At 65.4% G+C, this 22,801-nt stretch carries 18 protein-coding genes; 10 read left to right on the top strand and 8 right to left on the bottom strand.

What is annotated here, in order from left to right:
* The first annotated feature begins 13 nt into the window (after window positions 1–13).
* Complete coding sequence (locus KAK11_RS07940) at window positions 14–475, top strand: hypothetical protein (protein WP_210808065.1); 462 nt, start codon at window positions 14–16, stop codon at window positions 473–475.
* Window positions 476–600: 125 nt separating this feature from the next.
* On the opposite strand, the gene KAK11_RS07935 is transcribed toward KAK11_RS07940, so the two are convergent.
* Window positions 601–879 (bottom strand): hypothetical protein, encoded by a 279-nt coding sequence (locus KAK11_RS07935; RefSeq protein WP_210808064.1) that lies wholly within the window; start codon window positions 877–879, stop codon window positions 601–603.
* A 56-nt stretch (window positions 880–935) separates the two neighbouring features.
* Here KAK11_RS07935 and KAK11_RS07930 point away from each other — a divergent pair, with 56 nt between their 5' ends.
* The 3 genes from KAK11_RS07930 to KAK11_RS07920 all read left to right on the top strand — a co-directional run bounded on the left by KAK11_RS07930 (window position 936) and on the right by KAK11_RS07920 (window position 2,577).
* On the top strand, window positions 936–1,409 hold the full coding sequence (locus tag KAK11_RS07930) for a DUF7674 family protein (protein ID WP_210808062.1): 474 nt from the start codon (window positions 936–938) through the stop codon (window positions 1,407–1,409).
* Between the two features lie 281 nt (window positions 1,410–1,690).
* Window positions 1,691–2,140 (top strand): peptidase associated/transthyretin-like domain-containing protein, encoded by a 450-nt coding sequence (locus KAK11_RS07925; RefSeq protein WP_210808060.1) that lies wholly within the window; start codon window positions 1,691–1,693, stop codon window positions 2,138–2,140.
* 107 nt (window positions 2,141–2,247) lie between these two features.
* Window positions 2,248–2,577, top strand: a complete 330-nt coding sequence (locus KAK11_RS07920) for a hypothetical protein (RefSeq protein WP_210808058.1) — start codon at window positions 2,248–2,250, stop codon at window positions 2,575–2,577.
* Between the two features lie 406 nt (window positions 2,578–2,983).
* On the opposite strand, the gene KAK11_RS07915 is transcribed toward KAK11_RS07920, so the two are convergent.
* Entirely contained in the window at window positions 2,984–3,718 is a 735-nt protein-coding gene (locus KAK11_RS07915) for a DUF481 domain-containing protein (RefSeq protein ID WP_210808056.1), read from the bottom strand.
* A 239-nt stretch (window positions 3,719–3,957) separates the two neighbouring features.
* Between KAK11_RS07915 and KAK11_RS07910 the strand changes: the two genes are divergently transcribed.
* A complete protein-coding gene (locus KAK11_RS07910) occupies window positions 3,958–5,022 on the top strand; it encodes a patatin-like phospholipase family protein (protein ID WP_210808054.1) in 1,065 nt (354 codons plus the stop codon).
* On the opposite strand, the gene KAK11_RS07905 is transcribed toward KAK11_RS07910, so the two are convergent.
* The 3 genes from KAK11_RS07905 to KAK11_RS07895 all read right to left on the bottom strand — a co-directional run bounded on the left by KAK11_RS07905 (window position 5,006) and on the right by KAK11_RS07895 (window position 8,335).
* On the bottom strand, window positions 5,006–6,211 hold the full coding sequence (locus tag KAK11_RS07905) for a lytic murein transglycosylase (RefSeq protein WP_210808942.1): 1,206 nt from the start codon (window positions 6,209–6,211) through the stop codon (window positions 5,006–5,008). The two genes, KAK11_RS07910 and KAK11_RS07905, sit on opposite strands and share 17 nt — an antisense overlap.
* 192 nt (window positions 6,212–6,403) lie before the next feature.
* Window positions 6,404–7,321 (bottom strand): sigma-70 family RNA polymerase sigma factor, encoded by a 918-nt coding sequence (locus KAK11_RS07900; protein WP_210808052.1) that lies wholly within the window; start codon window positions 7,319–7,321, stop codon window positions 6,404–6,406.
* 201 nt (window positions 7,322–7,522) lie between these two features.
* The gene (locus KAK11_RS07895) at window positions 7,523–8,335 is read right to left on the bottom strand and encodes a mechanosensitive ion channel family protein (RefSeq protein WP_210808050.1); all 813 of its coding nucleotides are present in this window, start codon (window positions 8,333–8,335) and stop codon (window positions 7,523–7,525) included.
* A gap of 311 nt (window positions 8,336–8,646) precedes the next feature.
* Between KAK11_RS07895 and KAK11_RS07890 the strand changes: the two genes are divergently transcribed.
* From KAK11_RS07890 to KAK11_RS07880, 3 genes are all read left to right on the top strand, one after another.
* Window positions 8,647–9,834 carry an acetyl-CoA C-acyltransferase family protein gene (locus tag KAK11_RS07890; protein WP_210808048.1) on the top strand — a complete coding sequence of 396 codons (1,188 nt, stop codon included), beginning with the start codon at window positions 8,647–8,649 and terminating at the stop codon, window positions 9,832–9,834.
* A gap of 107 nt (window positions 9,835–9,941) precedes the next feature.
* On the top strand, window positions 9,942–10,763 hold the full coding sequence (locus KAK11_RS07885; protein WP_210808046.1) for a phosphate/phosphite/phosphonate ABC transporter substrate-binding protein: 822 nt from the start codon (window positions 9,942–9,944) through the stop codon (window positions 10,761–10,763).
* The gene (locus KAK11_RS07880) at window positions 10,747–12,711 is read left to right on the top strand and encodes a sensor histidine kinase (RefSeq protein ID WP_210808044.1); all 1,965 of its coding nucleotides are present in this window, start codon (window positions 10,747–10,749) and stop codon (window positions 12,709–12,711) included. The genes KAK11_RS07885 and KAK11_RS07880 overlap by 17 nt, the downstream gene beginning before the upstream one ends.
* On the opposite strand, the gene KAK11_RS07875 is transcribed toward KAK11_RS07880, so the two are convergent.
* A complete protein-coding gene (locus tag KAK11_RS07875) occupies window positions 12,706–13,197 on the bottom strand; it encodes a cyanophycin metabolism-associated DUF1854 family protein (RefSeq protein ID WP_210808042.1) in 492 nt (163 codons plus the stop codon). The two genes, KAK11_RS07880 and KAK11_RS07875, sit on opposite strands and share 6 nt — an antisense overlap.
* A gap of 10 nt (window positions 13,198–13,207) precedes the next feature.
* Window positions 13,208–15,547, bottom strand: coding sequence for a cyanophycin metabolism-associated ABC transporter (locus KAK11_RS07870; protein WP_210808040.1), 2,340 nt, complete (start codon window positions 15,545–15,547; stop codon window positions 13,208–13,210).
* 136 nt (window positions 15,548–15,683) lie between these two features.
* Between KAK11_RS07870 and KAK11_RS07865 the strand changes: the two genes are divergently transcribed.
* Window positions 15,684–17,891: a cyanophycin synthetase gene (locus KAK11_RS07865; protein WP_210808038.1), complete on the top strand. Its 2,208-nt coding sequence runs from the start codon at window positions 15,684–15,686 to the stop codon at window positions 17,889–17,891.
* Window positions 17,892–17,936: 45 nt separating this feature from the next.
* On the top strand, window positions 17,937–20,522 hold the full coding sequence (cphA, locus tag KAK11_RS07860; protein WP_210808036.1) for a cyanophycin synthetase: 2,586 nt from the start codon (window positions 17,937–17,939) through the stop codon (window positions 20,520–20,522).
* A 22-nt stretch (window positions 20,523–20,544) separates the two neighbouring features.
* Here cphA and KAK11_RS07855 read toward each other — a convergent pair whose 3' ends face one another.
* The gene (locus KAK11_RS07855) at window positions 20,545–22,749 is read right to left on the bottom strand and encodes a TonB-dependent receptor plug domain-containing protein (RefSeq protein ID WP_210808034.1); all 2,205 of its coding nucleotides are present in this window, start codon (window positions 22,747–22,749) and stop codon (window positions 20,545–20,547) included.
* Window positions 22,750–22,801: the final 52 nt, after the last annotated feature.

The raw sequence follows: 22,801 nt of genomic DNA, 5'->3' as shown, positions 1-22,801 counted from the left end.
ACCGTTGGGCATCATGCGCAAGATTCTTCTATCGATTGCACTACTGTGGCTTGGGCTGGGATTGGCTGCTCCTGCAGCAGCCCAGGACTGCGCCGCCGCAGAGCGCGAGCTTTGGCACAAGCGATTCAGCAATTGGGAGGCGTCCCACTCTTATTTCAAGGAGTACCGCGGACACTGTTCAGATGGCGCACTGGCTGAGGCGATCAGCTCCATTCATACTCAGTTGCTACTACAAGATCAGCGTGGAGTTGAGAGACTGGCAGGCTTGGCGGAGCAAGATCCCGACTACCTGAAATGGGTCCTGCAGGGCGTGTTCTACAACCCAGAGGAAACCTCGGTGAACGGCGTGAACAGCGCATGCCGCTTGCTCATTCGGCTCCGGGCCTGCTCTCCAAAGCACCGTTTGCTGTGTGGCAAGCTGGCTGAGCGGGTTGGCCCGAATCCAGAGTACACCGCAGCATGTCCAGGGCGCTGAGGCTCAACCCTTCGCGGCAGCCGACCCGCGCCAACTCCGCTAACCTGGGTCAATTGAACTCAAACATCAAAGCGCCTATGCGAAATCCGCAGCTCCCGTCAGCTCACACGGACTTCGCCGCCCTTTCAAAGCTTGATCTCCATGCCATGGCGGATGGATTGCTTGCGCCCGAGCCTTGGATCGTGGAGCGATGTGTGGAGTTCATATTGGCGGAAACCCAAGGGCTTTGGCACGGCCGAGCAAGGGCAATGATGTGCCGTCGCCTTAAGCACTGCGAGCTTGGGCGGACCCATCGTGAGGCGCTTGTAGGCTGCATCACGGAACGTCTTGCCGCTGGAACCTTTTCGGAGCAATTCAAGGATCAACTTCGCTTGGCGCTGCAAATTGATGCAATGAGGACTCATGCTGTATGCGCCAAATGTGCTGGGAGTGCGAAGCCACACGTCAGGCGGTACGCTCAATGGGCGTTATCACTGGAACGGTGGCGGCAATTGCGCTCAAGCCAAACCCTCAAGCCGACTCGCGTCGGCTCAACTTCAACGGTCAGCAGCACAAGATGACTTTGCCTGAGTTGTACAACTCCGTTCGAGAGCGATTCCCTCTCATCAGCCAAACGGCAGATGGGTTGCACATTCGGCGGTGGGGCCCTCCAGAGGCAGGCGGCGCCTTCGTTTGGTTCGAGAGCCTGGCGAACGCTATCAATCTCGAAATGGCTGCTGAAGTCGATCCGGCCGACTACAAGGCGCTATTGAAGTTTCTGGACGAGGCGCTCGCTAGTGGGTCGTCGGAACTGCGCGACTGTTTGGATGTCAGCTTTATGGAGAATCTCTTTTGGCAGGTTGCCTGCGTTAAGGCGCGACCATACTGGGAGGTAACGCCAAAGCGACTCAGACAATTCCATGAGGCATTTCACGGCAAAGGCCCCGTGCCATGATGTGCCGCCGAACCCCGCTCTGCAGCCCTCGAGCCAGCGTCGCTGGCTTGGTCGCTTGAACTAAGGTGTAGTCACTCATGGCTCTCCACCGCCTACCTGCCGGAACCGACGTTGCAGAGATGGCACTATTTGACGTCGAGTCTCTCCCACCCTCCGGCTCGCTAGACAGCGAAGGGCTCGATGCGCTTGTCGCAAGGGAGCATCTGATCCGATTGCCGACGGATGGCGATGGTGGCTACTTGTTGCATCTGTAATTGGACGAGCCGCCACCTGCGCAAATCATGCGTTTCTGTGTTGTAGAAGACAAACTGGTCGGCAGGTTTTCTACCGCGGGTCGCATCGCATTTGGCGGGGTCGAATCGGCCCATCAAAATTTCAAGCCAAACAGGCTCATTCGTTCGGATGCCGTCATCCGTCCCGGCAGTTATGCTTTGGTGGCGTATCGCACCGACATCCCGGACGAGGTCGTCACCCAGGCCATCGAAGTAGCGAGTACATGCCGTGAGCGTTGGCTGGATCGAGCCCCGCTCATCGTCACGCTAGCGTCTCTTGGCCTCGCCTTCGTGTTCGCCATACGCCAGAACTTCCTCGCCGCTGCCGTCGTTCTGGTTGCCCGCTACTTGTCGGTCTGGGCCATCAAACGGATACCGGGCCAGGCAGCGCTAGCAGCACGGCGCGAGGAAGCTCAGAGCAACCTCCCGAGCATCGTCATCGAGATGCGGTGCATTTGAGACAACGATGAACCAACTCTCGTCTGAAGCGATGCCCGTGACGACAAGCCCCCATCACGTCTGGTTCAAGTGTGAGCGGGGTGCGGCGTCAGGCATTGGAGTCAATCATGGACGACGCCCCTTACGACAACAGTAAGCTCATCGCCGCATCGGAGTCAGAAGGCTGGATGCTGGGGTACATCGGTATCCCACGGCCCGGCCCGTGGCCGAAGTTGTCAGGTGATCTGTTTGTCGTCGACCCCGACGGAAGGCAGGCAGGGATCTCGTGGGAGGTTAGTGGGCCAGACATTGAAACCATCTCGACGCCCTCGCCGGGGCGCTGGGGGGTCTACCAAGTTCGCTTCCCCTTTCAAGTCATGTCAGAGCAAGACTTGATTCGCAACTTTCATGCTGTGCTCCCGCTGCTGAAGCAGCAGCGGGCCGCGATTGGCGAATAGGCAGCGCCGCGCCACCGCTCCACCCGCCCTGGCGCGGGGTAGTCCCCAGGGCGATTTGAGAGGCGCTGAGGAGCGCAGGGCTGGGCTGGGGCGCGCGCAGCGCGCATCAATCTCTGACTCGCAGCAGATGGTTGAGCGTAACGAACGCAGTGAGTGCAGCGAGTTCTGCAGCGCCCAGTCCAGCCCGAGCACCGCAAGGCAGTCGGCTTGAGCCGACCGCCTCTCCATGAGCCCAGGGGACTGCCCCGCGACAGGGCTCGCAAAGCACCAGCCCGCTCCAACACGCGAACAGATCACGCGGGCACTTCAAGCCCCATTGAGGGGCCTGAAGCACCTGTCGGTGTCGGCTCACGCCGCCACCGCGCTGACACGGGCATGTCCCCACTGGGGACATGCTTCTTCCGTGTCAGTACTTATAACCAAACCCGACGGTCAACAGCGTGTCGGTCTTCTTCAAGCCTGCCGCTGGTTCGCTGTTGTAGCGCCAGGCCAGGCCGGTGTTCAGGGTCCAGCCGCCGGAGATGGCGGTGGCGACACCGGCGTCGAAGGTGGCGCGGTTGCCCAGGTCGCCGAGGCCGGGGTAGAACACCAAGCGTTGCTTGATGGTGGTGGAGGCGCTGAGCTTGTAGCTGCCTTCTTCGCCCAAGATCAGCTCGGCGCCGTCGGCGCTGGTGTTGTTGGTGTAGCTGCTGTCCGAGTAGCCCACGCCGCCAAACACATCGACTTGCGCGTCTTTGCTGCGCACCCAGCGGTAGCCCAGGCCGGCGTTCACGCCGTAACGCGATTTCAAGCCACCGGCTTTGTTGGTTTCATATTCGCCGCCACCAAAGGCGAACAGCGCGTCGCTCAGGTTGTAGTCATAGCGGCCACCCAGGCGGCCGAGGTTGGCAGTGGTGACGCCGTTGGCGCGGGCGTAGTTGCCGTTGGCATAGAGGCTGATCTTGTCGGCAGCGGTGGCGCGGGTCGCGTCGGCACCGGCCGTCAGCACGCGCGAGCTGGTGTTGCCCGACGCAAAGGCGCCGCCAGCGCTGAGGCTGCCGTGCCATTGGCCGTCATTGACCGCTTGAGCGGAGACGGCAGAAGCGCCAAACAGTGCGGCCGAGGCCACAGCAACAGCAGACAAGAAACGGATCGAGGTCATGAGCAAAAAACTCCACAGAGGTTGATGAGGAAACAAGCGCCTGCCCCAGGTACGGGGGCGGGTTCAATGCATTCATTCTGGAAGCGGCCTTTGAGCCACATAGATTTACAAGCGGCCTGCGCCCAAGGGCATCACAACACTGCGGCGCGGATGCGACGCTGGGTGCCACACACATCGCATTCCAGGCCACGTCCTCACATTGGGCCTACGATCACGCCTTCATCTGCCGCGCCCACACCATGACCAAAGCCTCCACACGCCCACGCCGCCGCACCTCCAGCCAAGCTGGCGCCATCGACCTGGCCCTGCAAGGCGGCGGCTCGCATGGCGCCTTCACCTGGGGCGTGCTGGACACGCTGCTGGAAGATGGCCGCTTAACACCCGACGGCGTCTCAGGCACCAGCGCGGGCGCCATGAATGCCGCCGTGCTGGCCACGGGCTGGGCCCAAGGTGGCCGCGAGGGCGCGCGCCAAGCCTTGCACGACTTTTGGCATGCGGTGGGGGGCAGCGCAGGCTGCTGGGGCGGTGCGCACTTGCCCAGCACCACCTTGCCGGCCTGGGCCTTCAACCGCGACCAATGGCCAGGCATGGCGCTGTTCAACAGTTGGCTGCAGCTTTGGAGCCCCTACCAGCTCAACCCCTTGAATGTGGACCCGCTGCGCAGCTTGATCCAGGCCCATGTGAGCATTGACGCCATTCGCCAAGGGCCGCTGAAGGTGTTCATCACCGCCACCTCGGTGCGCACCGGCCAGCCCCGGGTGTTTGACCAGCAGGAGGTCTCCATCGAGGCGCTGTTGGCCTCGGCCTGTTTGCCGCAGATTGCGCAGACGGTGGAGATTGACGGCGAGCCCTATTGGGACGGTGGCTTCTCAGGCAACCCGGCGCTGTGGCCGCTGATCTACGGCACGCAAACCGACGATGTGCTCTTGGTGCAGATCAACCCCCGAGTGCGCGAAGGCATTCCCCGCACCGCCACCGACATTGCCGACCGCGTCAACGAGATCACCTTCAATGCCTCTTTGGTGGCCGAGATGCGTGCCATTGCCTTTGTGCAAAAGCTGCTCAAAGAAGACCGCGTAGACCCGACCCGCTACAAGAGCTTGCGCCTGCACCGCATTGCCGATGAGGCGGGCTTGGCGCCCTTTGATGCCTCCAGCAAGCTCAACACCGACTTGCGGCTCTTGCTGAGCTTGTTTGAGCTGGGCCGCAACGCCGCCAGTGCGTGGCTGGCTGACCATGCTGGCGACGTGGGCGAGCGCAGCAGCATGGACGTGGCCGAGGTTTATCTCAACGCAAAGCCTTGAGCAGCTTTTGGCCGGCGCGGCCATCGGCGGCAAAGCCTAAGCGCTGCTGCTCAGCCTTGATGGCGGCGCGGGTGGCCGCGCCCAGCATGCCGTCGATCTCGCCAATGGCATGGCCCTTGGCGGCCAACAGGGTTTGCAGCTCACGGCGCTCGGCACGGCTCAAGCCGGCGTCGTCGGTGGGCCAGGCCGTAGCAAAGGGGCTGCCGCCGCGCAGGCGGTCGGCCAAGTGGGCAATGGCCAAGGCATAGCTCTCGGCGGCGTTGTAGCCATAGATGGCGTCAAAGTTGCGGAACACCAAAAAGGCTGGGCCTTTGGGGCCGGCAGGCAGCAGCAGCCCGGCCGGGCCGCCCTCGCCCAAGGGCTTGCCGTCCACCCGCTTCACGCCGGCCTGCGCCCACTCGGCCAGAGGCTTTTTAGCTTTGCGGCCTTGGCCCTTGGTGTCCAAGCCTTCGGGCAGCTTGACCTCAAAGCCCCAAGGCTCGCCGGTGCGCCAACCGGCTTTGTCCAAGAAGTTGGCAGTAGAGGCCAAGGCATCCGGGATGCTGGCCACCAGATCGCGCCGGCCATCCGCGTCAAAGTCCACCGCCAAGCGCTGATAGGTGCTGGGCATGAACTGGGTGTGGCCAAAAGCCCCAGCCCAAGAGCCCACCAAGCCGGCTGCGCCTTGGGGGCCATCAATGCGCAAATCGCCCTGGTCGATCAAGCGCATCAAGGCAAACCATTCACCCCGGAAGTAAGCCTGGCGCCGCCCAAAGCAGCCCAAGGTGCCCAAGGATTGCAGCAAGGGGCGCTTGCCAAAGGAGCGGCCATAGTCGCTCTCCACGCCCCAGACGGCCACCACGGTGGCGGCGTCCACGCCAAAGCGCTGAGCGACTTTGTCCAGCACCTCTTTGTGCTGGTTCAGCAGCGCCCGGCCATCGGCCACGCGCTGCTCGTCCACCAAGGCGGCGAGGTAGTCCCAAATCGGGGTTTTGAACTCGGGCTGGTCATCCAGCAGCTTGACCACCGAGAGGTCGGCCTGCAGGCCGTCGGTGAATTTGTCATAGCCCGCCGCAGAGACACCCGCGCGGCGCGCGTCGTCCTTCAGCGTCTTCAAGCAGGTTTGAAACTCGTCCGCGCCTTGGGCGCGCAGGCTGGGTGCGGCCAAAAGGCCGGCGGCGGCCAGTGCCGCCCAGAGGATTGATGGCATGTGCATGGGCGGGATTGTGCCAACAAGCCCCCCACGGCCCGGCTTTGCATGCCGGTCCGCTTCGGCAGGCGTTCGCCTCTGCGCAGGCAGAAGCTCACGTCCGGCCTGGCGTGTGCCCCACGGCCCGGCTTTGCATGCCGGTCCGCTTCGGCAGGCGTTCGCCTCTGCGCAGGCAGAGGCTCACGTCCGGCCTCAGCCCCACCTGGTGGTGTCGGTGACTTCGAGATGGTCGGGGTCGGCGTGCTGGCGGCGGGTGTTGCGCAGCACTTGTTCCATCATCTCGCCCCAAGCGCCTTGGCCGGTGCGTTTGAGCTCGTCTTCGCGGGCGCGCATCAGGTCGGTCAGCTCGGCACCACGCAGGCGGTCGGTGGCGCGGCCGGGTTGGGCGGCTGGGCCATTGCCAAAGTGGGCGGCCACGCGCTTGACAACCGAGTGGTAGATCTGCGAGACGCGCGACGGCGTCACGTTCAAAGAGCGTGCCACTTCCACCGGGCTCAGACCCACGCCCAGATAGGCGTCGATGACCATGCGCTCGCGCTCGGGCAGCTCGGCGAAGAAGGCTTCCAAGCGCCGCATCACGATGGCGGTGTCCACGCGGGCCTCCACCTCTTCTTGCGGCGTGGCGGGATGGAAGCGATGCGCTTGCTCGTCTTCCTCGTCATCGACGCTTTGCTGATAGCGCCCTAACTGGTCGGCCTGCAGCAGCGAGCTGATTTCTTCAGAGGGCATGCCCGTCAGGCCCGCCAACTGGTTGGGGCTGGGGTCGCGGCCATGCTCGGAGCGATAGCGTTCGCGGGCGATCTGCAAGACCTTGATCTTGCGGCGCTCGCCGCGCGTCAAATAGTCCATGTGGCGCAGCTCATCGAGCATGGCGCCTTTGACACGCATACGGGCATAGCGCACAAAGGCTTCTTGCGCCTCTTCGGACTCTCGGTCCCCTTCCCATTCGAAGCTGACCGCGGCCTGCGCCACGGCGATCAGGCCCACTTGAATCAGGTCCGCACGCTCTACGTTGGCAGGCAGATGGCGCACCAACGCCTGAGCCTGTTTGCGGACCCAGGATTGGTTCTTGGCGATAAGAACCGACGGCACACCTTGCATCGAGATCATGCGAACGATGTTAGGCAGACCACCGATTTCGAATCGATGGAGCAAGGCCGGTTTCGCCCCAGATATCGCTTACACCTCAGTCACCGTTCTGCTAGCCGCCGATAAAGCGTGACAAATGTCGCGCGCCACCCGCAGGCCCACCCAGAAAAAAGCCCGGTGCAGCACCGGGCTTGAAGAAGGGCGGACAAATCCTTGATTTGTTTAGCCTTGCTGGATCTTGGTGATCTGCGTTGGCGTGGGCGCGGGCCAGCCGGCTTCTTGGCAGACGCGAACAATCGCCTCATTGGTATCGAAATACACCTGCCAGTAGTGCTGATTGTTGGCGTAGGGGCGCACCGCAATCACTGGGCCGTTCAGGTTCATGTCCAGCAGGGCCACTTCCACACCGGGGTCGGCCACCACATTGGGGATCTTGGAGACGGCTTCACGCAAGCGGCGAATGGCATCAATCGGGTCCACGCTGCCGGCCAACTGCGCCGTGCGGTCCACGCGGCGCGCGGGCAGCACCGAGAAGTTCTGCATGGTGTCGCCAAAGATCTTGCCGTTGCCGACCATGGTCATCACGTTGTCCGGTGTCACGATGGTGGTGGCAAACAGGCCCAGCTCACGCACCGTGCCGACCACGCCGCCCACGCTGACAAAGTCGCCCACCTTGAAGGGGCGCAACACCAGCATGAAGGCGCCGGCTGCAAAGTTGCCCAGCATGCCGCTCCAGGCCGCGCCAATGGCCACGCCCGCACCGGCCAACAGGGCGGCAAACGAGGTGGTCTGGATGCCGGCATAGCCCAAGATGCCCATCACCAAGGCGATGTTCAGGGCCACCCCCACGATATTGCCCAGGTACTTGGTCAGCGTCGGGTCCACATGGTTGCGGCCCATGGCGGCTTGTACCAAGCCCACCACGCGGCCAATCAACCAACGGCCCACAATCCAAAACGCCAGCGAAGCCAAGACCTTGATGGCCAGCTCGGTGACGGTGGTGCTCAGAAAGTTCTGCAGAAATGCGGTATCCATGGATCGGACTCCTCCGGGCAAGGGGTTGAAAACGGCGCGAGTGTGCCGAGCCGCGGTGACAACTTGTCACCGCCGCAGCGACAGGAATGAGGGTCTGCCCCTATAAATCACACCGACCCGGCTGCGATGATGTATCCCAACGACAGCCCCGTGACATGCGGCCTCCACCCCACGCGCCGCACTGTCAGCCCACCGCAATCCGGCAGGCGTAGGCTGTGCCCTGACCGAGGCCTCTTGGCGCCCACCCGGGCAGCGCTTCGCGGCGACAGGCCCGCCCCTCTCATTCCAATCCATTGATTCAGGAGACTGACATGAGCCAGACCAAAGACGTTTTCGTCGTGGGCGCTGCCCGCACCGCCATTGGCACCTACGGTGGCACCTTGAAGGACACCCCGCTGTCTGAGCTGGCCACCTTGGCCGTCAAGACCGCCATTGCGCGCAGCGGTGCCGACGCCGCCCGCATTGGCCACCTGGCCATGGGCACGGTCATCCCCACCGAGCCGCGCGACGCTTACCTCTCCCGCGTGGCCGCGGTGCAAGCCGGCCTGCCCAAAGAAACCCCGGCCTTTAACGTGAACCGCCTGTGCGGCTCGGGCCTGCAGGCCATCATCTCGGCTTCGCAAGCCATCATGCTGGGCGACTGCGACATGGCCATCGGCGCCGGTGCAGAGTCCATGAGCCGCGGCGCCTACCTGATGCCCAATGCCCGCTGGGGTGCGCGCATGGGTGACACCCAAGTCTTGGACATGATGGTCGGCGCGCTGCACGACCCCTTCCACAAGATCCACATGGGCATCACCGCTGAGAACGTGGCCGAGCAGTTCGGCATCAGCCGCGAGCAAATGGACGCGCTGGCCGTCGAGAGCCATCGCCGTGCTGCGGCCGCCATCGAGGCCGGCCGCTTCAAAGACCAAATCGTGGGCGTTGAGATCGCCAGCCGCAAGGGCACGGTGGTGTTTGACACGGACGAGCATGTGAAGCCCGGCACCAGCCTGGAAACCCTGGCCAAGATGCGCGCTGCCTTCAAGAAGGACGGCAGCGTCACCGCCGGCAACGCCTCGGGCCTGAACGATGGCGCAGGCGCCGTGGTGCTGGCCAGTGACGACGCCGTCAAGAGCGGCAATCTGCGCCCGCTGGCCCGCTTGGTCACCTATGCCCACGCCGGTGTCGAGCCCACCATCATGGGCATCGGCCCGGTGCCCGCCACCCGCATCGCCCTGGAGCGTGCCGGCCTGAGCGTGAATGATCTCGACGTGATCGAGTCCAACGAGGCCTTTGCCGCCCAAGCCTGCGCGGTCGTCAAAGAGCTGGGCCTGGACCCGGCCAAGGTCAACCCCAACGGCTCGGGCATTTCGCTGGGCCACCCGATTGGGGCCACCGGCGCCATCATCACCACCAAGGCGCTGTATGAGCTGCAACGCATTGGTGGCCGCTACGCGCTGGTGACCATGTGCATCGGCGGCGGCCAAGGCATCGCCGCCATTTTCGAGCGCGTCTAAGCGCTCACTGAGACAGGGGCCCCTGGGCGCTCCTGTCTCAACTTCGGCACGGAAGCGCCGATGACCTGACTGAAAGGCCTCTTTGGGCCTTGTCGGGGACTTTCATCGTGCTGACCCGTCGCTCACTGCTCTTGGCTGGCGCCACGCTGGCCACCGCCTCCCGTGCCCAAGCGGGCCCCCTGCGCCTGGCCATCGTGCCGCAGTTCCCCGCGCTGGAGCTTCACAAAGCCTGGAGCCCCCTGGTCGAGGCGCTGCAAGCCAGCACCGGCCTGAAGCTGGAGCTGGTGCTGCCCAGCTCCATCCCCGCCTTTGAAGCCGGCTTTATGCAAGGCCAGTGGGACCTGGCCTACATGAACCCGTATCACGCGGTCATGGCCCATCGCGCCCACGGCTACAAGCCCCTGGTGCGCGATGACGACTCCCTCTCTGGCCTGCTGGTGGTGCGAGCCGACAGCACGGTGCGGCAAGTCACCGAGTTGATGGACCGCAGCATCGCCTTCCCCGCGCCGAATGCCTTTGGGGCCTCGCTCTATATGCGCGCCTTGCTGACCGAAAAGCATGGCCTGCGCTTCACCCCGCAATACCTCAAGACCCACAGCAATGCCTACCGCGCCGTCGTGGCGGGCACGGCGATTGCGGCCGGCGGCGTCAAAGCCACTTTTGACGCCGAGCCCGCAGAGCTGCGGGCGCAGTTGAGGGTGCTGTTCGAAACCCCAGCCACCCCCTCGCATCCGTTGTGCGCTCACCCGCGCCTCCCTGAAGCGCAGCAGCAACACATCACCCAAACCCTGCTGGGCCTGACCAAACAAGAGGCCGGCCGCAAGCTGCTGCAGGCCACCCAACTCGACCGCATCGTCACGGCCGATTACCGACGTGACTACGCGCCACTGGAAAGCCTGGGTCTGGACAAATATGTCCAAAGAAACTAAGACCACCACCTCTGCCCCTGCTTGGTGGCGGCGCCTGATGGCCCGGCATCATCGTCTGGGCTTGCAAGCCCAGTTGCTCTGGACCATGGGCCTGCTGATGCTGCCTGTCTGCGTCATCCTCACCGCATGGTCGGTGCACGACGCAGGCCTGCATGAGCGCTCTCGCGTTGAAGCCCAGGCTCAAGCATTGGCGCGCTCGCTCAGCGGCGCCGCCGCCACGCCCGTGCTGACCGGCGAGCTGGCCCAACTGGAAGGCCTGCTGCTGCAGATCGCCGAGTTCCCGGAGGCCCGCCGCCTCACCATCACCCATGAAGGCAAGGTGCTGTCTGATGTGGTGGCCAGTGCCAGCGAGCGGCCTAAAGCGCAATACGGCAAACGCATCGACACCGCCCCAGACCCTGCCATCGCACGCAAAGGCCGTGTGGTGCGAGACAGCCGCCCCGTCCACGGCAGCCCCTTTGACGGTGGCTTGATCGAAGAGCGCACGGATGCGGTCGTGGTGTGGACGCCCATCTTGGGTGCCCAAGTCATTGGCTGGATCCGCGTCGAACTCTCGGCCGAGGGCATCCTGGCCGATCAACGCTCGGCGCTGTTCTACGGCACCTTGGTGTCTGTGCTGGTGATGGCTATCGCCTTGCTCTTGCTCAACATCCTGCTGCGGCGCAGCCTCTCGCCGCTGCGCCGCGCGGCGCGCTTCGCAGCCCGCCTGCCACGCGCTGTGGGGTCCACGCTGGACGACGAAGGCGGCTCGCAAGAAACCCGCGAGCTGCGCCAGGCCCTGAACTTTGCGTCGGTGCACCTGCACCACCAATACCAACGCCAGCACGAGCATGTGGCCCAGCTCGATACCATCACCGAGCTGTCCTCCGACGGCTTTGCGGTCATCGACAACACCGGGCAACTCGCCTATGCCAACCCTGCCTTTCGCTTGATGACGGGCTGCGCCTTCCAGGGCGAGTCCCTCAGCGGCCTGCTCGACGGCATCCGCGAGCGGCTGACCCCCGCCGCGCCTGTGCTGCAGGCCGAGGCCTGGCTGGACGGCAAGCCCCACGAGTACACCCTGCCCTTCAGCACCCCCACCGACATGGTGCTGCACCTCACCGTGCGCCCCGGCGTGGGCCAATACCGCCAGCTCTTGTATGTGCGCGACGTCAGCCGCGAGGCCGCCATCGACCGCATGAAGAGCGAGTTCTTGGCCACCGCCGCGCATGAGCTGCGCACGCCCATGGTCAGCATCTTTGGCTACACCGAGCTGATGATCAAGCGGCCGGTGCGCGAAGAGCAGCGCAAGGAAATGCTGGAGGTGGTGCACCGCCAAACTCAACGACTGATTGAGCTGGTCAACGACCTGCTCGACCTGGCCCGTATCGAGGCCCGCCAAGGCGCGGACTTCAAGCGTCAAGTTCAGGCCGTGCAGCCAATGATCAAGGAAGCCGTTGAGGCCATCATCGTGCCCGGTGGCAAGCACTCGGCGCGCATCGAGGTGGCGCCGGAGCTGCCCATGGTCTCGGTGGACGGCCAACAAATGGGCCGAGTCTTGAACAACCTGATCTCCAACGCGGTGAAGTACTGGCCCGAGGGCGGCGAGATTGTGGTGGCCGCCAAGCCCTGCCCGCACCAAGGCGTGCCGGGCGTGAGCATGAGCGTGCGGGATGGCGGCATGGGCATGTCACCGCAGCAGTTGGCGCGCGCCTTCGAGCGCTTCTTCCGCGCCGACCAAGCCTGCCACATCCCCGGCACCGGTCTGGGCCTGTCTTTGGTCAAAGAGATCGTGCAGTTGCATGGCGGCACCATCCAGATGGACAGTGCGCTCAACGAGGGCACCACCGTCAGCATCTGGCTGCCTGTGGCCCGCGAAGAGACTCCGCCCGCACTGTCGGGCAGCAGCGCTCCGGCACCCGCACCGGCATCGGCACCAACGGCCGACGCCGACGCCGTCACCTCATAAAAAGCGTTCGAGCAGCCGCTTGGAGTGGCGGTCGAGCTGGGTGAGGTCGCGCACCTCAAACACTATGCCGTGGCCGCTGGTGATCAGCAAGCGCCCACGCTCGGGCAAGCGGCGGATGTCTTCTTCCACCTTCAACACCAGGTGAGTGGGGCCGCGGTCGGTGTCGACCTCCCAGGTGCTGGGCGTGGAGAAGGTGGACACGCTGCGAATGCGCTGGATCTGCGGCATGAACTCGCGTGCGGCCAACTCTTCCAACAGCAAGCTGCGGCTGGCCTCGGGCAGGGCATCGACGCGGGCGATGAAGGCCAGCTCCTTGCCCTCGGCGCTGACCAGCGAAATATGTTCGCGCGGCGCGCTGATGGGAAAAGCGCGGACCGGCACCACGCCCTCGTGGCGGTGCCCATCCGGGGTGGTGCAGACCAGGCGACCATGCGGGTCGCGGGACAAGCTCAGGCCGTCGGTCGTTGAAGCAATGGGATGACTCATGGCGTGGGCCTCAAGATGCAGAGTGGGCCGACGGCTGGGGCAACTGCTGGGCCAGCAGCACAGCGTCGTGGTCGGACTCGCCGTCCTCATCGGCTTCGGCCTTGCGGGCCTGGGCTTCATAGAGCCGCCAATAGTGGCCCTGCTTGGCCATCAGCTCATCATGTGGCCCCACCTCGACCACTTCACCACGGTCCATCACCACCAGGCGGTCTGCCTTGCGCAGGGTCGAGAGGCGGTGCGCAATGGCAATCGTGGTGCGGCCTTGCACCAGGTTGTCCAGCGCCTTTTGGATCTCTTTTTCGGTTTCGGTGTCCACCGCCGAGGTGGCCTCGTCCAAGATCAGCAAGCGCGGGTCGATCAAGAGCGCGCGGGCAATGCTGATGCGCTGGCGCTCACCACCCGACAGGCCCTGGCCGCGCTCGCCCACCAAGGAGTCATAACCCTGCGGCAAGCGCAAGATGAAGTCATGCGCGTGCGCCGCCCGCGCTGCGGCAATGACCTCTTCGCGCGTGGCGCCGGGCTTGCCGTAGGCAATGTTCTCGGCAATCGTGCCAAAGAACAAAAAGGGCTCTTGCAGCACCAGGCCGATGTGCTTGCGATAGTCGGCCACCTTGAAGCGGCGGATGTCGGTGCCGTCGATCAAGATGCGGCCATCCGTCACGTCATAAAAGCGGCAGATCAAATTGACCAGCGTGCTCTTGCCCGACCCGCTGTGGCCCACCAAGCCAATCATCTCGCCGGGACGAATGTCCAGGTTCAAGCCACGGATCACCGAGCGGTTGCCATAGCGAAACGCGATGTTCTCCATGGTCACGCCACCCAAGACCTGAGGGTCTTTGACAGGGTCGGTGGGCTCGGGCACGTTGGAGACATGGTCCAAGATGTCAAAGATGCGCTTGGCGCCGGCCGCAGCCTTTTGCGTGACCGAGACAATGCGGCTCATGGAATCGAGCCGGCCATAAAAGCGACCGATATAGGCAATGAAGGCGGTGAGCACACCGACGGTGATGTCGCCCTTGCTGACCTGCCAGATGCCAAAGGCCCAGACCACCAAGAGGCCGATGTCGGTGAGCAAGGACACCGTGGGCGTGAACAAGCTCCAGGTCTTGTTGAGCTTGTCGTTGACCGCCAGGTTTTGCTTATTGGCTTCGCGGAAGCGGCCGGCCTCGCGGCCCTCTTGCGCAAAGGCCTTGACCACCCGGATGCCGGGGATCGTGTCGGCCAGCACATTGGTGACCTCGCCCCAGACGCGGTCGATCTTCTCGAAACCGGTGCGCAGACGGTCGCGCACCAGATGGATCATCCAGGCAATGAAGGGCAAGGGCAGCAAGGTGACCAGCGCCAGCCAAGGGTTGATGGAAAAGAGGATGACCGAGGTCATGCCCAACATCAGCACATCGGTCGCAAAGTCAAGGGCATGCAAGGAGAGAAAGACCGAGATGCGGTCGGTCTCAGAGCCGATGCGGGCCATCAGGTCACCCGTGCGCTTGGCACCAAAGTAGTCCAGCGACAACTCCAGCAAATGCTCAAACGCCGTGGTGCGCAGGTCGGCGGCCATGCGCTCAGAGACCAACGCCAGCAGCCAGGTGCGCGCCCAGCCCAAGCCCCAGGCCAACAGCCCCGAGCCCAGCAGGCCAGAGAGCAGCAGCAGCACATAGCCGGCATCGATCTTCTGGCCGTTCTGAAACGGGATCAGCACCTCGTCCATCAGCGGGATGGTCAGGTAAGGCGGCACCAGCGTGGCCGCCGTGGAGGCCAGGGTCAGCACAAAGCCAAAAATCAGCTGCCACTTGTAGGGCTTGGCAAAGCGGCCGAGGCGCAGCAACACCCAGGTGGACGGCGCCTCGGTCAGCTCGCGGCTGCACAGCGCGCAGTCATCGCTGTCGTCGGGCAGCGGCGCATGGCAAGACGGGCAGCGGGTCGGGTCATCACCCTCGGCCGTGTGGCCGCTTTGCAAGGCAGCCTGCACTTGCTCAAAGCGTTTGACAAAGCGCAGCGCCTGCACATTCACCCCGAGCGTGAAGCGCCAGCGCGCCAGGCGCTCCGTGGGCGAGTGCAATTCCAGAGTGCCCACCCCGGCATGGTCATGGTGGTGCAGGCTGTGGCCGGCCGTCAGCGGGTAGGCCACCCACTCGCTGCTGCCGGCCAAGCGGGCCAGCAAGCGCTGCGAGGTCAGCAGCACATGGCCAGCCCCGAAATTCAAGCCCTCGTCCAGGTCAACCGGCAGGTGTGCCAGTGCGTTTTCCGCCGCATGGAGCGGCGGCATCGCGCCGCCCAAAGCCGCCTCAATGGCCCCGGATGGTCCGGCGCCCGTCAGGCTCAACGAGGGAGAGTGGTCGTGGTCATGCATGGTGGGGGATTCTCGGTCAAAGCCGAGGCCTCACAACGCCGAGTGCGCCAGCGCGTTGACCCGAACACAGAACCGCCCATTCCCGGCGCAAAATCACACCCTCGACACGTTCCTCCCGTTTTGGACCCGATTGCCAATGACCGCAGCCCCCTTTGACCTCCAACTGCAACGCATCACCTACCTGCGCGGGCCCAATATCTGGACCTACCGCCCCGTGATGGAGGTCTGGCTGGACTTAGGCGCCCTGGAGCAAAGCCCGTCCAATGCCCTGCCCGGCTTCACCGACCGCCTGCTGGCCCTGCTGCCGGCCCTTGAAGAACACCACTGCGGCGTGGGCGAGCGCGGCGGTTTCATCCAGCGCCTGCGTGAGGGCACCTGGGCCGGCCACATCCTGGAGCACTGCGTCATCGAGTTGCTGAACCTGGCGGGCATGCCCACCGGCTTTGGCCAAACCCGCTCCACCTCCCAGCCCGGCGTCTATCGCATGGTGTTCAGGGCCCGCAATGAGCAAGTTGGCCGCGCCGCGCTGATGCAGGGCCACGCGCTCTTGCTGGCCGCCATCAACGACCAGCCCTTTGATGTCAAAGCCGCCGTCGATGTGGTGCGCGAAGCCATTGACGACTGCTACTTAGGCCCCTCCACCGCCTGCATCGTGGGCGCTGCCACCGACCGCCGCATCCCGCACATCCGCTTGAACGACGGCAATTTGGTGCAGTTGGGCTACGGCGCCGCCCAGCGCCGCATCTGGACGGCCGAAACCGACCTGACCGGCGCGATTGCCGAGACCATTGCCGGTGACAAAGACCTGACCAAAACCTTGCTCAAGGCCTGCGGCGTGCCGGTGCCGGAGGGCGTGGTGGTGGCCAGCCCCGAAGAAGCCTGGGAGGCAGCACAAGACATCGGCCTGCCGGTGGTGGTCAAGCCCACCGATGCCAACCATGGCCGAGGCGTGACGCTCGACCTCTCCAAGCGCGAAGACATCGAAGCCGCCTTCAAGGTCGCCGATGCAGAGGGCTCCGAAGTCATCGTCGAAACGTTCATTCGCGGCAACGAACACCGCATGCTGGTGGTGGGCGGCCAACTGGTGGCGGCAGCCCGAGGCGACGAAGCCTGGATCACCGCGGATGGCCAGCACACCGTGACGCAGTTGATCGACAGCCAGATCAACTCCGACCCGCGCCGGGGCACCACCGAAGACCACCCGCTGAACCGCTTGGACCCGCGCGAAGACCCGGTGATCATGCTGGACCTGCAGCGCCAAGGCTTTGGGCTGGATGACGTGCCCCCGGTGGGCAAGCGCCTGCTGGTGCAGCGCAACGGCAATGTGGCCATTGACTGCACGGACGACGTGCACCCTGAGGTCGCCCACAGCGTCTGCCTGGCCGCCAAGGCCGTGGGCCTGGACATCGCCGGCATCGACCTGGTCTGCGAAGACATCCGTCGCCCCTTGCAAGCTCAAGGCGGCGCCATTGTGGAAGTCAACGCCGGCCCTGGCTTGCTGATGCACCTGAAGCCCGCCGAAGGCCAGCCCCGTCCGGTGGGCCAGGCCATCGTCGAGCACCTCTTCCCCTCCGACCAGGACAGCGACGGCGACCGCCCAGGGCGCATTCCCATCGTCGGCGTGGCGGGCTCGCAAGGCACGGCCACCATTGCGCGCGCCGTGGCCTGGCTGGTGCACCTCTCCGGCCGCCCCACCGCCTTGGCCTGCCAAGACGGCCTCTTCATCGGCAGCCGCCGCATTGAACGTGCGGGCAAGCAGTACTGGGACCAAAGCCACCGCCTGCTGATGAACCGCGACGCCCGCGCCGCCGTGTTCGAGAACCCCGCCAGCCTGATCCTGGACGACGGCCTGCCCTACGACCGCTGCCATGTCGGCGTGGTCACCGACTTTGAGGGCTGGCAAAACCTGGCCCGCCACGATGTGCGCGAAGCCGACCACCTGCACAAGGTGCTGCGCACCCAGATCGACGTGGTGTTCAGCGACGGCGCCGGCGTGCTCAATGCCAACGACGCCCGCGTGGCGGCACTGGCCGAGCTGTGCGATGGCGAAGTGCTGTTCTACGGCCATGAGGTGGACGGCCAACTGCCCGCCGCCCTGGTGGACCACCTGGCCCAAGGCGGCCGCGCCGCCGTGCTGCGCCAAGGCACGGTGCGTCTGCAGCAAGGTGCCAGCAGCGTGGCCACGCTGGACGTCGCCGGCCTGCTGGAGCGGCACGGCATGGGCGGCGACACCGCGCTGACCCACGCCCTGCTGGCCGCCGTGGCCAGCGCCTGGGGCTTTGGCATTTCGCCCGAGCTGATTGCCGCCGGCATTGAGACCTTCCCGCTGCGCGCTCCCGCCTGAGCACCTCTTCAAGTATTTCCCTCGCCCTGAGCATCGGACACCCTCATGGACATCTCCCGCATTCGCGCGCTTCGTGGCCCCAATCTCTGGAGCCGCCACACCTCTGTCGAGGCCATCGTGGCCTGCACCGAGCAAGAGCGCTCGCTGGCCAACCTGCCCGAGTTTGAGAACCGCCTGCGCGCGCTCTTCCCCGGCATGGGGCCGCTGCGCCGCCAGCCCGACCAAGCCTCTCTAGCCCATGTCCTAGAGACGGCCACCTTGGCCTTGCAGGCCCAAGCCGGCTGCCCGGTGAGCTTCTCGCGCAGCACCGAGACGGTGGAGCGTGGCACCTTCCAGGTGGTGGTCGAGTACAGCGAAGAAGACGTGGGCCGCAAGGCCTTGGCCGCCGCCGAGGCCCTGATCCGCGCCGCACTGGGCGAAGCCGACGCGCCGGCCTTTGACGCCGATGCCGTGCTGGCCGAGCTGCGCGAGCTGGACGAAGACATCCGCCTAGGGCCGTCCACCGGCTCCATCGTCAACGCCGGCTTGGCGCGCGGCATCCCCTACCGCCGCCTGACCAGCGGCTCACTGGTGCAGTTCGGCTGGGGCTCCAAGCAGCGCCGCATCTGGGCCGCCGAGGTGGACTCCACCAGCGCGGTGTCCGAGTCCATCGCCCAAGACAAAGACCTTTGCAAAAACCTGCTGCGCGCCGCCGGTGTGCCGGTGCCGCTGGGCCGCCCTGTCGAGAGCCCCGACGACGCCTGGGAGGCTGCGCAAGAGATCGGCCTGCCCGTGGTCTGCAAGCCGCAAGACGGCAACCAGGGCAAAGGCGTCACCGTCAACATCACCACGCGCGAGCAGCTTGATTTGGCCTACAAAGCGGCCGAGGTCATCGGCCAGCCCATGGTCGAAAAGTTTTTGCCCGGCAGCGACTACCGCCTGCTGGTGGTGGGCGACAAGCTGATTGCCGCCGCCCGCCGCGACCCGCCGCATGTCATTGGCGACGGCACGCACACCGTCAAGCAACTGGTCGATCAGGTCAATGCCGACCCGCGCCGCGGCGACGGCCATGCCACCTCGCTGACCAAGATCCGCTTTGACGACATTGCCGTCGAGCGCCTCTCGCAGCAAGGCCTGACGCCGGAGTCCGTGCCCGAAAAGGGCCAGCGCGTCATCCTGCGCAACAACGCCAACCTCTCCACCGGCGGCACCGCCACCGATGTGACGGACGACGTCCACCCCGACGTCGCCGCCCGCGCCGTGGCGGCAGCCCGCATGATCGGCCTGGACATCTGCGGCGTCGATGTAGTGTGCGAGAACGTCATCCGCCCCATGGAAGAGCAATGTGGTGGCGTGGTCGAGGTGAACGCCGCCCCCGGCCTGCGCATGCACCTGAGCCCCAGCTTTGGCAAGGGCCGCGCGGTGGGCGAGGCCATCATCAACCACCTCTATGCGCCCGGCGACGACGGCCGCATCCCGGTGGTGGCTGTCACTGGCACCAATGGCAAGACCACCACCGCCCGCCTGATGGCGCACTTGTTTGCCGCCAGCGGCCTGCGCGTGGGCATGACCAACACCGACGGCGTGCATGTGAACGGCCGCCAGATCGACTCCGGCGATTGCTCCGGCCCCAAGAGCGCGCGCAATGTGCTGATGAACCCCGAGGTCGATGCGGCCGTGTTTGAAACCGCACGCGGCGGCATCCTGCGCGAAGGTCTGGGCTTTGACCGCTGCCAAGTGGCCGTCGTCACCAACATCGGTGCGGGCGACCACCTCGGCCTGAACTACATCACCACCGTCGAAGACCTGGCGGTCTTGAAGCGCGTGATCGTGATGAACGTGGCCGAGACCGGCTATGCCGTGCTCAATGCCACCGACCCGCACTGCGTGGCCATGGCCGCCAAATGCGTGGGCGGCGTGATCTACTTTGCCCAAGACAAGCACCACCCCGTGCTGGCCACGCACCGCGCCCAAGGCCTGCGCTGCGTGTTTGTCGATGAGGGCCAACTCGTGGCCTCTGAAGGCACCTGGCGTGAGTCGGTGCCGCTGCGCGACATCCCCCTGACCCGCAACGGCGCCATCGGCTTCCAGGTTGAAAACGCCATGGCGGCCATGGCGGCGGCTTGGGGCGTGGGCTTGTCGTGGGACGCCATCCGCTCGGGGCTGGCCAGCTTCCAGGCCGACACCAGCAATGCGCCGGGCCGCTTCAACCTGATGGACTACAAGGGCGCCACCGTGATTGCCGACTACGGCCACAACCCGGACGCGATGCGCGCTCTGGTGGCGGCGGTGCAGGCCTTGCCCGGCAACACCCGCAGCGTGGTCATCAGCGGCGCGGGCGATCGGCGCGACGAAGACATCCGCGAGCAAACCCAGATCTTGGGCCAGGCCTTTGACGAGGTCATCCTCTACCAAGACGCCTGCCAGCGCGGCCGCGAAGACGGCGAAGTCATCGCCCTGCTGCGCCAAGGCCTAGAGGGCGCCGCCCGCACCCGCCATGTGCAAGAGATCAACGGCGAGTTCATTGCCATTGACACCGCGCTGGCACGCCTCAAAGCCGGCGACTTGTGCCTGGTGCTGGTCGATCAGGTCGAAGAAGCCCTGGCCCACCTGAGCAAGCGTGTGGCGGAAGGCAACGCCGGCGGAGCCTGACCCCCAGCCAACCTGGGGGTGCTCAGAAATCCGACTCAAAGCCGAGGCGCCAGCGCGGCGCCCGGGACCAGGTTTCTTGGGTACGGTAATCCACAGGGCCTGTGGGCGAGGTCACTCGCGTGGTCTTGGTGGCCACATCGTCCGGCGCGCCCAGGCGGCTCACGGAAAGCGTCCAGTTCTGGCGCGGCCGGGGCTGCCAGGCCAGGCTCAGGTCCAGGCCGTAGCGTGCATTGAGGGCCAGGCTGCGCTCGCTGAACTGATCGGCCACCGCCGCACCACGGGCTTGCAGGCCCCAGGTGGTGGTGAGCGTGGGCGCCAAGGTTTGGGTGGCATTGAGCTTGAACTGCCACGGCGCTTGGCCGGCGATGCTGGGGTTGGGCTTGTCGGCCAAGGCCTCCAGACGCGATTCGTACAGTGCCAAGCTGGTCTTCCAGCGCAGCGGCTGGCCGTCGATCAGCCCTTGTTTGCGCTGGCCGCTCCACTCCACCTCTACGCTGGCCGACCACGCCCGGCCGCCATTGAAGCGCTCCAGCAACCAGGGGTAGTTGGGGTCATTGGGGCGGTAGCTGAGTTGATCCAAGATCACATCGTCAATGCGGCGCAGCGCCCCGGCCACCACCCAGTGGCTCGCAGCCTCGCCGCCTTGCCATGAGGCATCCACGCTCAACGCACGTTCGGGCCGCAGCAGCGGGTTGCCGGTCATGGCCGGCGCGGTGGCCGACACCTCAATGGGCGTGAAGCGCCGCGGCATGACCTCGCGTGGCTCGGGCAGCTTGAAGCCCCGCGTCAGCCCCAGTTTGAAAACACCCCAGCCGCCTTCAGGTTTGATGGACACGCGGGCCAGCGGCCCGACCAAGCGGTGGCTTTGGCGCACCGTCTCAAAGACGTTGCCGCTGCTGTCGGTGTTCAACTGCTCCAGCCGCAGGCCCCATTGCGCGGCCGTCCCAGGCGATACGGTCCAGTCGTCTTGCAGGTAGAGCGCACGGCGCTGCACCACCGCGTCATAGCGCTCGTCCAGGTCTTGAGGCGGCGGTGCGAGCGGCAGCTCGCGCCCATCTTGCACCCGGCTCTCACGGCGGCGCGCTTGCTCCAACTCCGCCCCCACATCCAGGCGGTGGGCAGCACCGAGGTCGCGCTGATGATTCACGGCCAAGATGAGGGACTGATCATCCGCCTGCCCGTCCACCACTTGGTCTTGCACCGGGCGCAGGGTGATGTCGCGACCCAGCAATTGCGCATGTTGCAGGCGCCGCGACCAGGTGGTGGTGAGCCGCGCCTCGGTGCTGGCGCCATCGGCCTCGCGCCGCTTGGCTTGCAGCTTGCCGCGCCACAGCGTGGTCTTGAAGTGCATGTCCATGTCACTCACCGTCTGCGCCGGCGGTGCGCCCAGCACCGCCTGCCGTCGGTCGTGCACCTCATCATCGGTCAGGCTGTGACGCAGGCTGTGGTCGGTACTGAGCTGCCACTGGCTGCCATCCACCTCTTCTTGCTTCCAGCTCCAGCGCGGGTTCAGCGACACCGCGCGGTCCAGCGAGGTCTCCCGCTTGTCGGTGCGCACCCGCTGCACCAGGCTCTGCGCGCCTTCCGCCCGATCTTGCAGATACGTTGCGGGCCAGACCCCATCTTCATGGCTCAACACCAACCCCAAACCCCACTGCGCTGTGCCCCAACGGTCGCCCAGGTTCAGGCCCGCGGACAGCAGCGGGCGCCCTTGCTGCGCGCCCGCGTTGAGCTTGACGTCGCGGGTGGCCAGCGCCGGCGCACGGCGCGTCACGATGTTGATGCTGCCCGCAATCGCCTGGGCCGTCTGCACCGAGCCGCCGCGCACGATCTCGATGCGCTCGATGCTGTCCAGGGGAATGCTCTCCAGCGCAAAGCCGCGGGGCACCGGGTCGCCGTTGAGCATGAGCTGGGTATAGCCCTGGCCCAAGCCACCGAGCTTGACCTCCAGGCCCGTGCCGCGGCCCTCCACCGTCAGGCCAGGCACGCGGCGCAAGGCATCGGCCAGGCCGCTTTGGCCGTGGCTCAGCAGTTCATCTCGCCCCACCACTTGGCGCCCAGCGATGTCGGCGCGGCGCTGCTGCTCAGGGCTGGAGCGCACCTCCACCCGCTCCACCGCGGGCGCGGTCGCTGTGGCCGGCGTCTGCGCCAGCACGCTCAGGCCCGGGCTCAGCAGGGCGCAGCCGCAAAGTCGCGACCAAACGATCGCACGCTGTGTTCTTTTCATGGTGTTGTCCTCCTCGACATGGCCGGCCATTTCATCCACACTGCGGCGCACT

Origin of the sequence: Ideonella paludis, from assembly GCF_018069865.1 — a bacterium.
Lineage (GTDB): Bacteria > Pseudomonadota > Gammaproteobacteria > Burkholderiales > Burkholderiaceae_C > Ideonella > Ideonella paludis.
This window is presented reverse-complemented; position numbering and strand designations above follow the sequence as displayed.

Excerpts from the sequence above, each read along its gene's own strand:
- KAK11_RS07940 (WP_210808065.1), top strand. The coding sequence starts at position 14 with ATGCGCAAGATTCTTCTATCGATTGCACTACTGTGGCTTGGGCTGGGA.
- KAK11_RS07935 (WP_210808064.1), bottom strand. The coding sequence starts at position 879 with ATGAGTCCTCATTGCATCAATTTGCAGCGCCAAGCGAAGTTGATCCTT.
- KAK11_RS07930 (WP_210808062.1), top strand. The coding sequence starts at position 936 with ATGGGCGTTATCACTGGAACGGTGGCGGCAATTGCGCTCAAGCCAAAC.
- KAK11_RS07925 (WP_210808060.1), top strand. The coding sequence starts at position 1,691 with ATGCGTTTCTGTGTTGTAGAAGACAAACTGGTCGGCAGGTTTTCTACC.
- KAK11_RS07920 (WP_210808058.1), top strand. The coding sequence starts at position 2,248 with ATGGACGACGCCCCTTACGACAACAGTAAGCTCATCGCCGCATCGGAG.
- KAK11_RS07915 (WP_210808056.1), bottom strand. The coding sequence starts at position 3,718 with ATGACCTCGATCCGTTTCTTGTCTGCTGTTGCTGTGGCCTCGGCCGCA.
- KAK11_RS07910 (WP_210808054.1), top strand. The coding sequence starts at position 3,958 with ATGACCAAAGCCTCCACACGCCCACGCCGCCGCACCTCCAGCCAAGCT.
- KAK11_RS07905 (WP_210808942.1), bottom strand. The coding sequence starts at position 6,211 with ATGCCATCAATCCTCTGGGCGGCACTGGCCGCCGCCGGCCTTTTGGCC.
- KAK11_RS07900 (WP_210808052.1), bottom strand. The coding sequence starts at position 7,321 with ATGATCTCGATGCAAGGTGTGCCGTCGGTTCTTATCGCCAAGAACCAA.
- KAK11_RS07895 (WP_210808050.1), bottom strand. The coding sequence starts at position 8,335 with ATGGATACCGCATTTCTGCAGAACTTTCTGAGCACCACCGTCACCGAG.
- KAK11_RS07890 (WP_210808048.1), top strand. The coding sequence starts at position 8,647 with ATGAGCCAGACCAAAGACGTTTTCGTCGTGGGCGCTGCCCGCACCGCC.
- KAK11_RS07880 (WP_210808044.1), top strand. The coding sequence starts at position 10,747 with ATGTCCAAAGAAACTAAGACCACCACCTCTGCCCCTGCTTGGTGGCGG.
- KAK11_RS07875 (WP_210808042.1), bottom strand. The coding sequence starts at position 13,197 with ATGAGTCATCCCATTGCTTCAACGACCGACGGCCTGAGCTTGTCCCGC.
- KAK11_RS07870 (WP_210808040.1), bottom strand. The coding sequence starts at position 15,547 with ATGCATGACCACGACCACTCTCCCTCGTTGAGCCTGACGGGCGCCGGA.
- KAK11_RS07865 (WP_210808038.1), top strand. The coding sequence starts at position 15,684 with ATGACCGCAGCCCCCTTTGACCTCCAACTGCAACGCATCACCTACCTG.
- cphA (WP_210808036.1), top strand. The coding sequence starts at position 17,937 with ATGGACATCTCCCGCATTCGCGCGCTTCGTGGCCCCAATCTCTGGAGC.
- KAK11_RS07855 (WP_210808034.1), bottom strand. The coding sequence starts at position 22,749 with ATGAAAAGAACACAGCGTGCGATCGTTTGGTCGCGACTTTGCGGCTGC.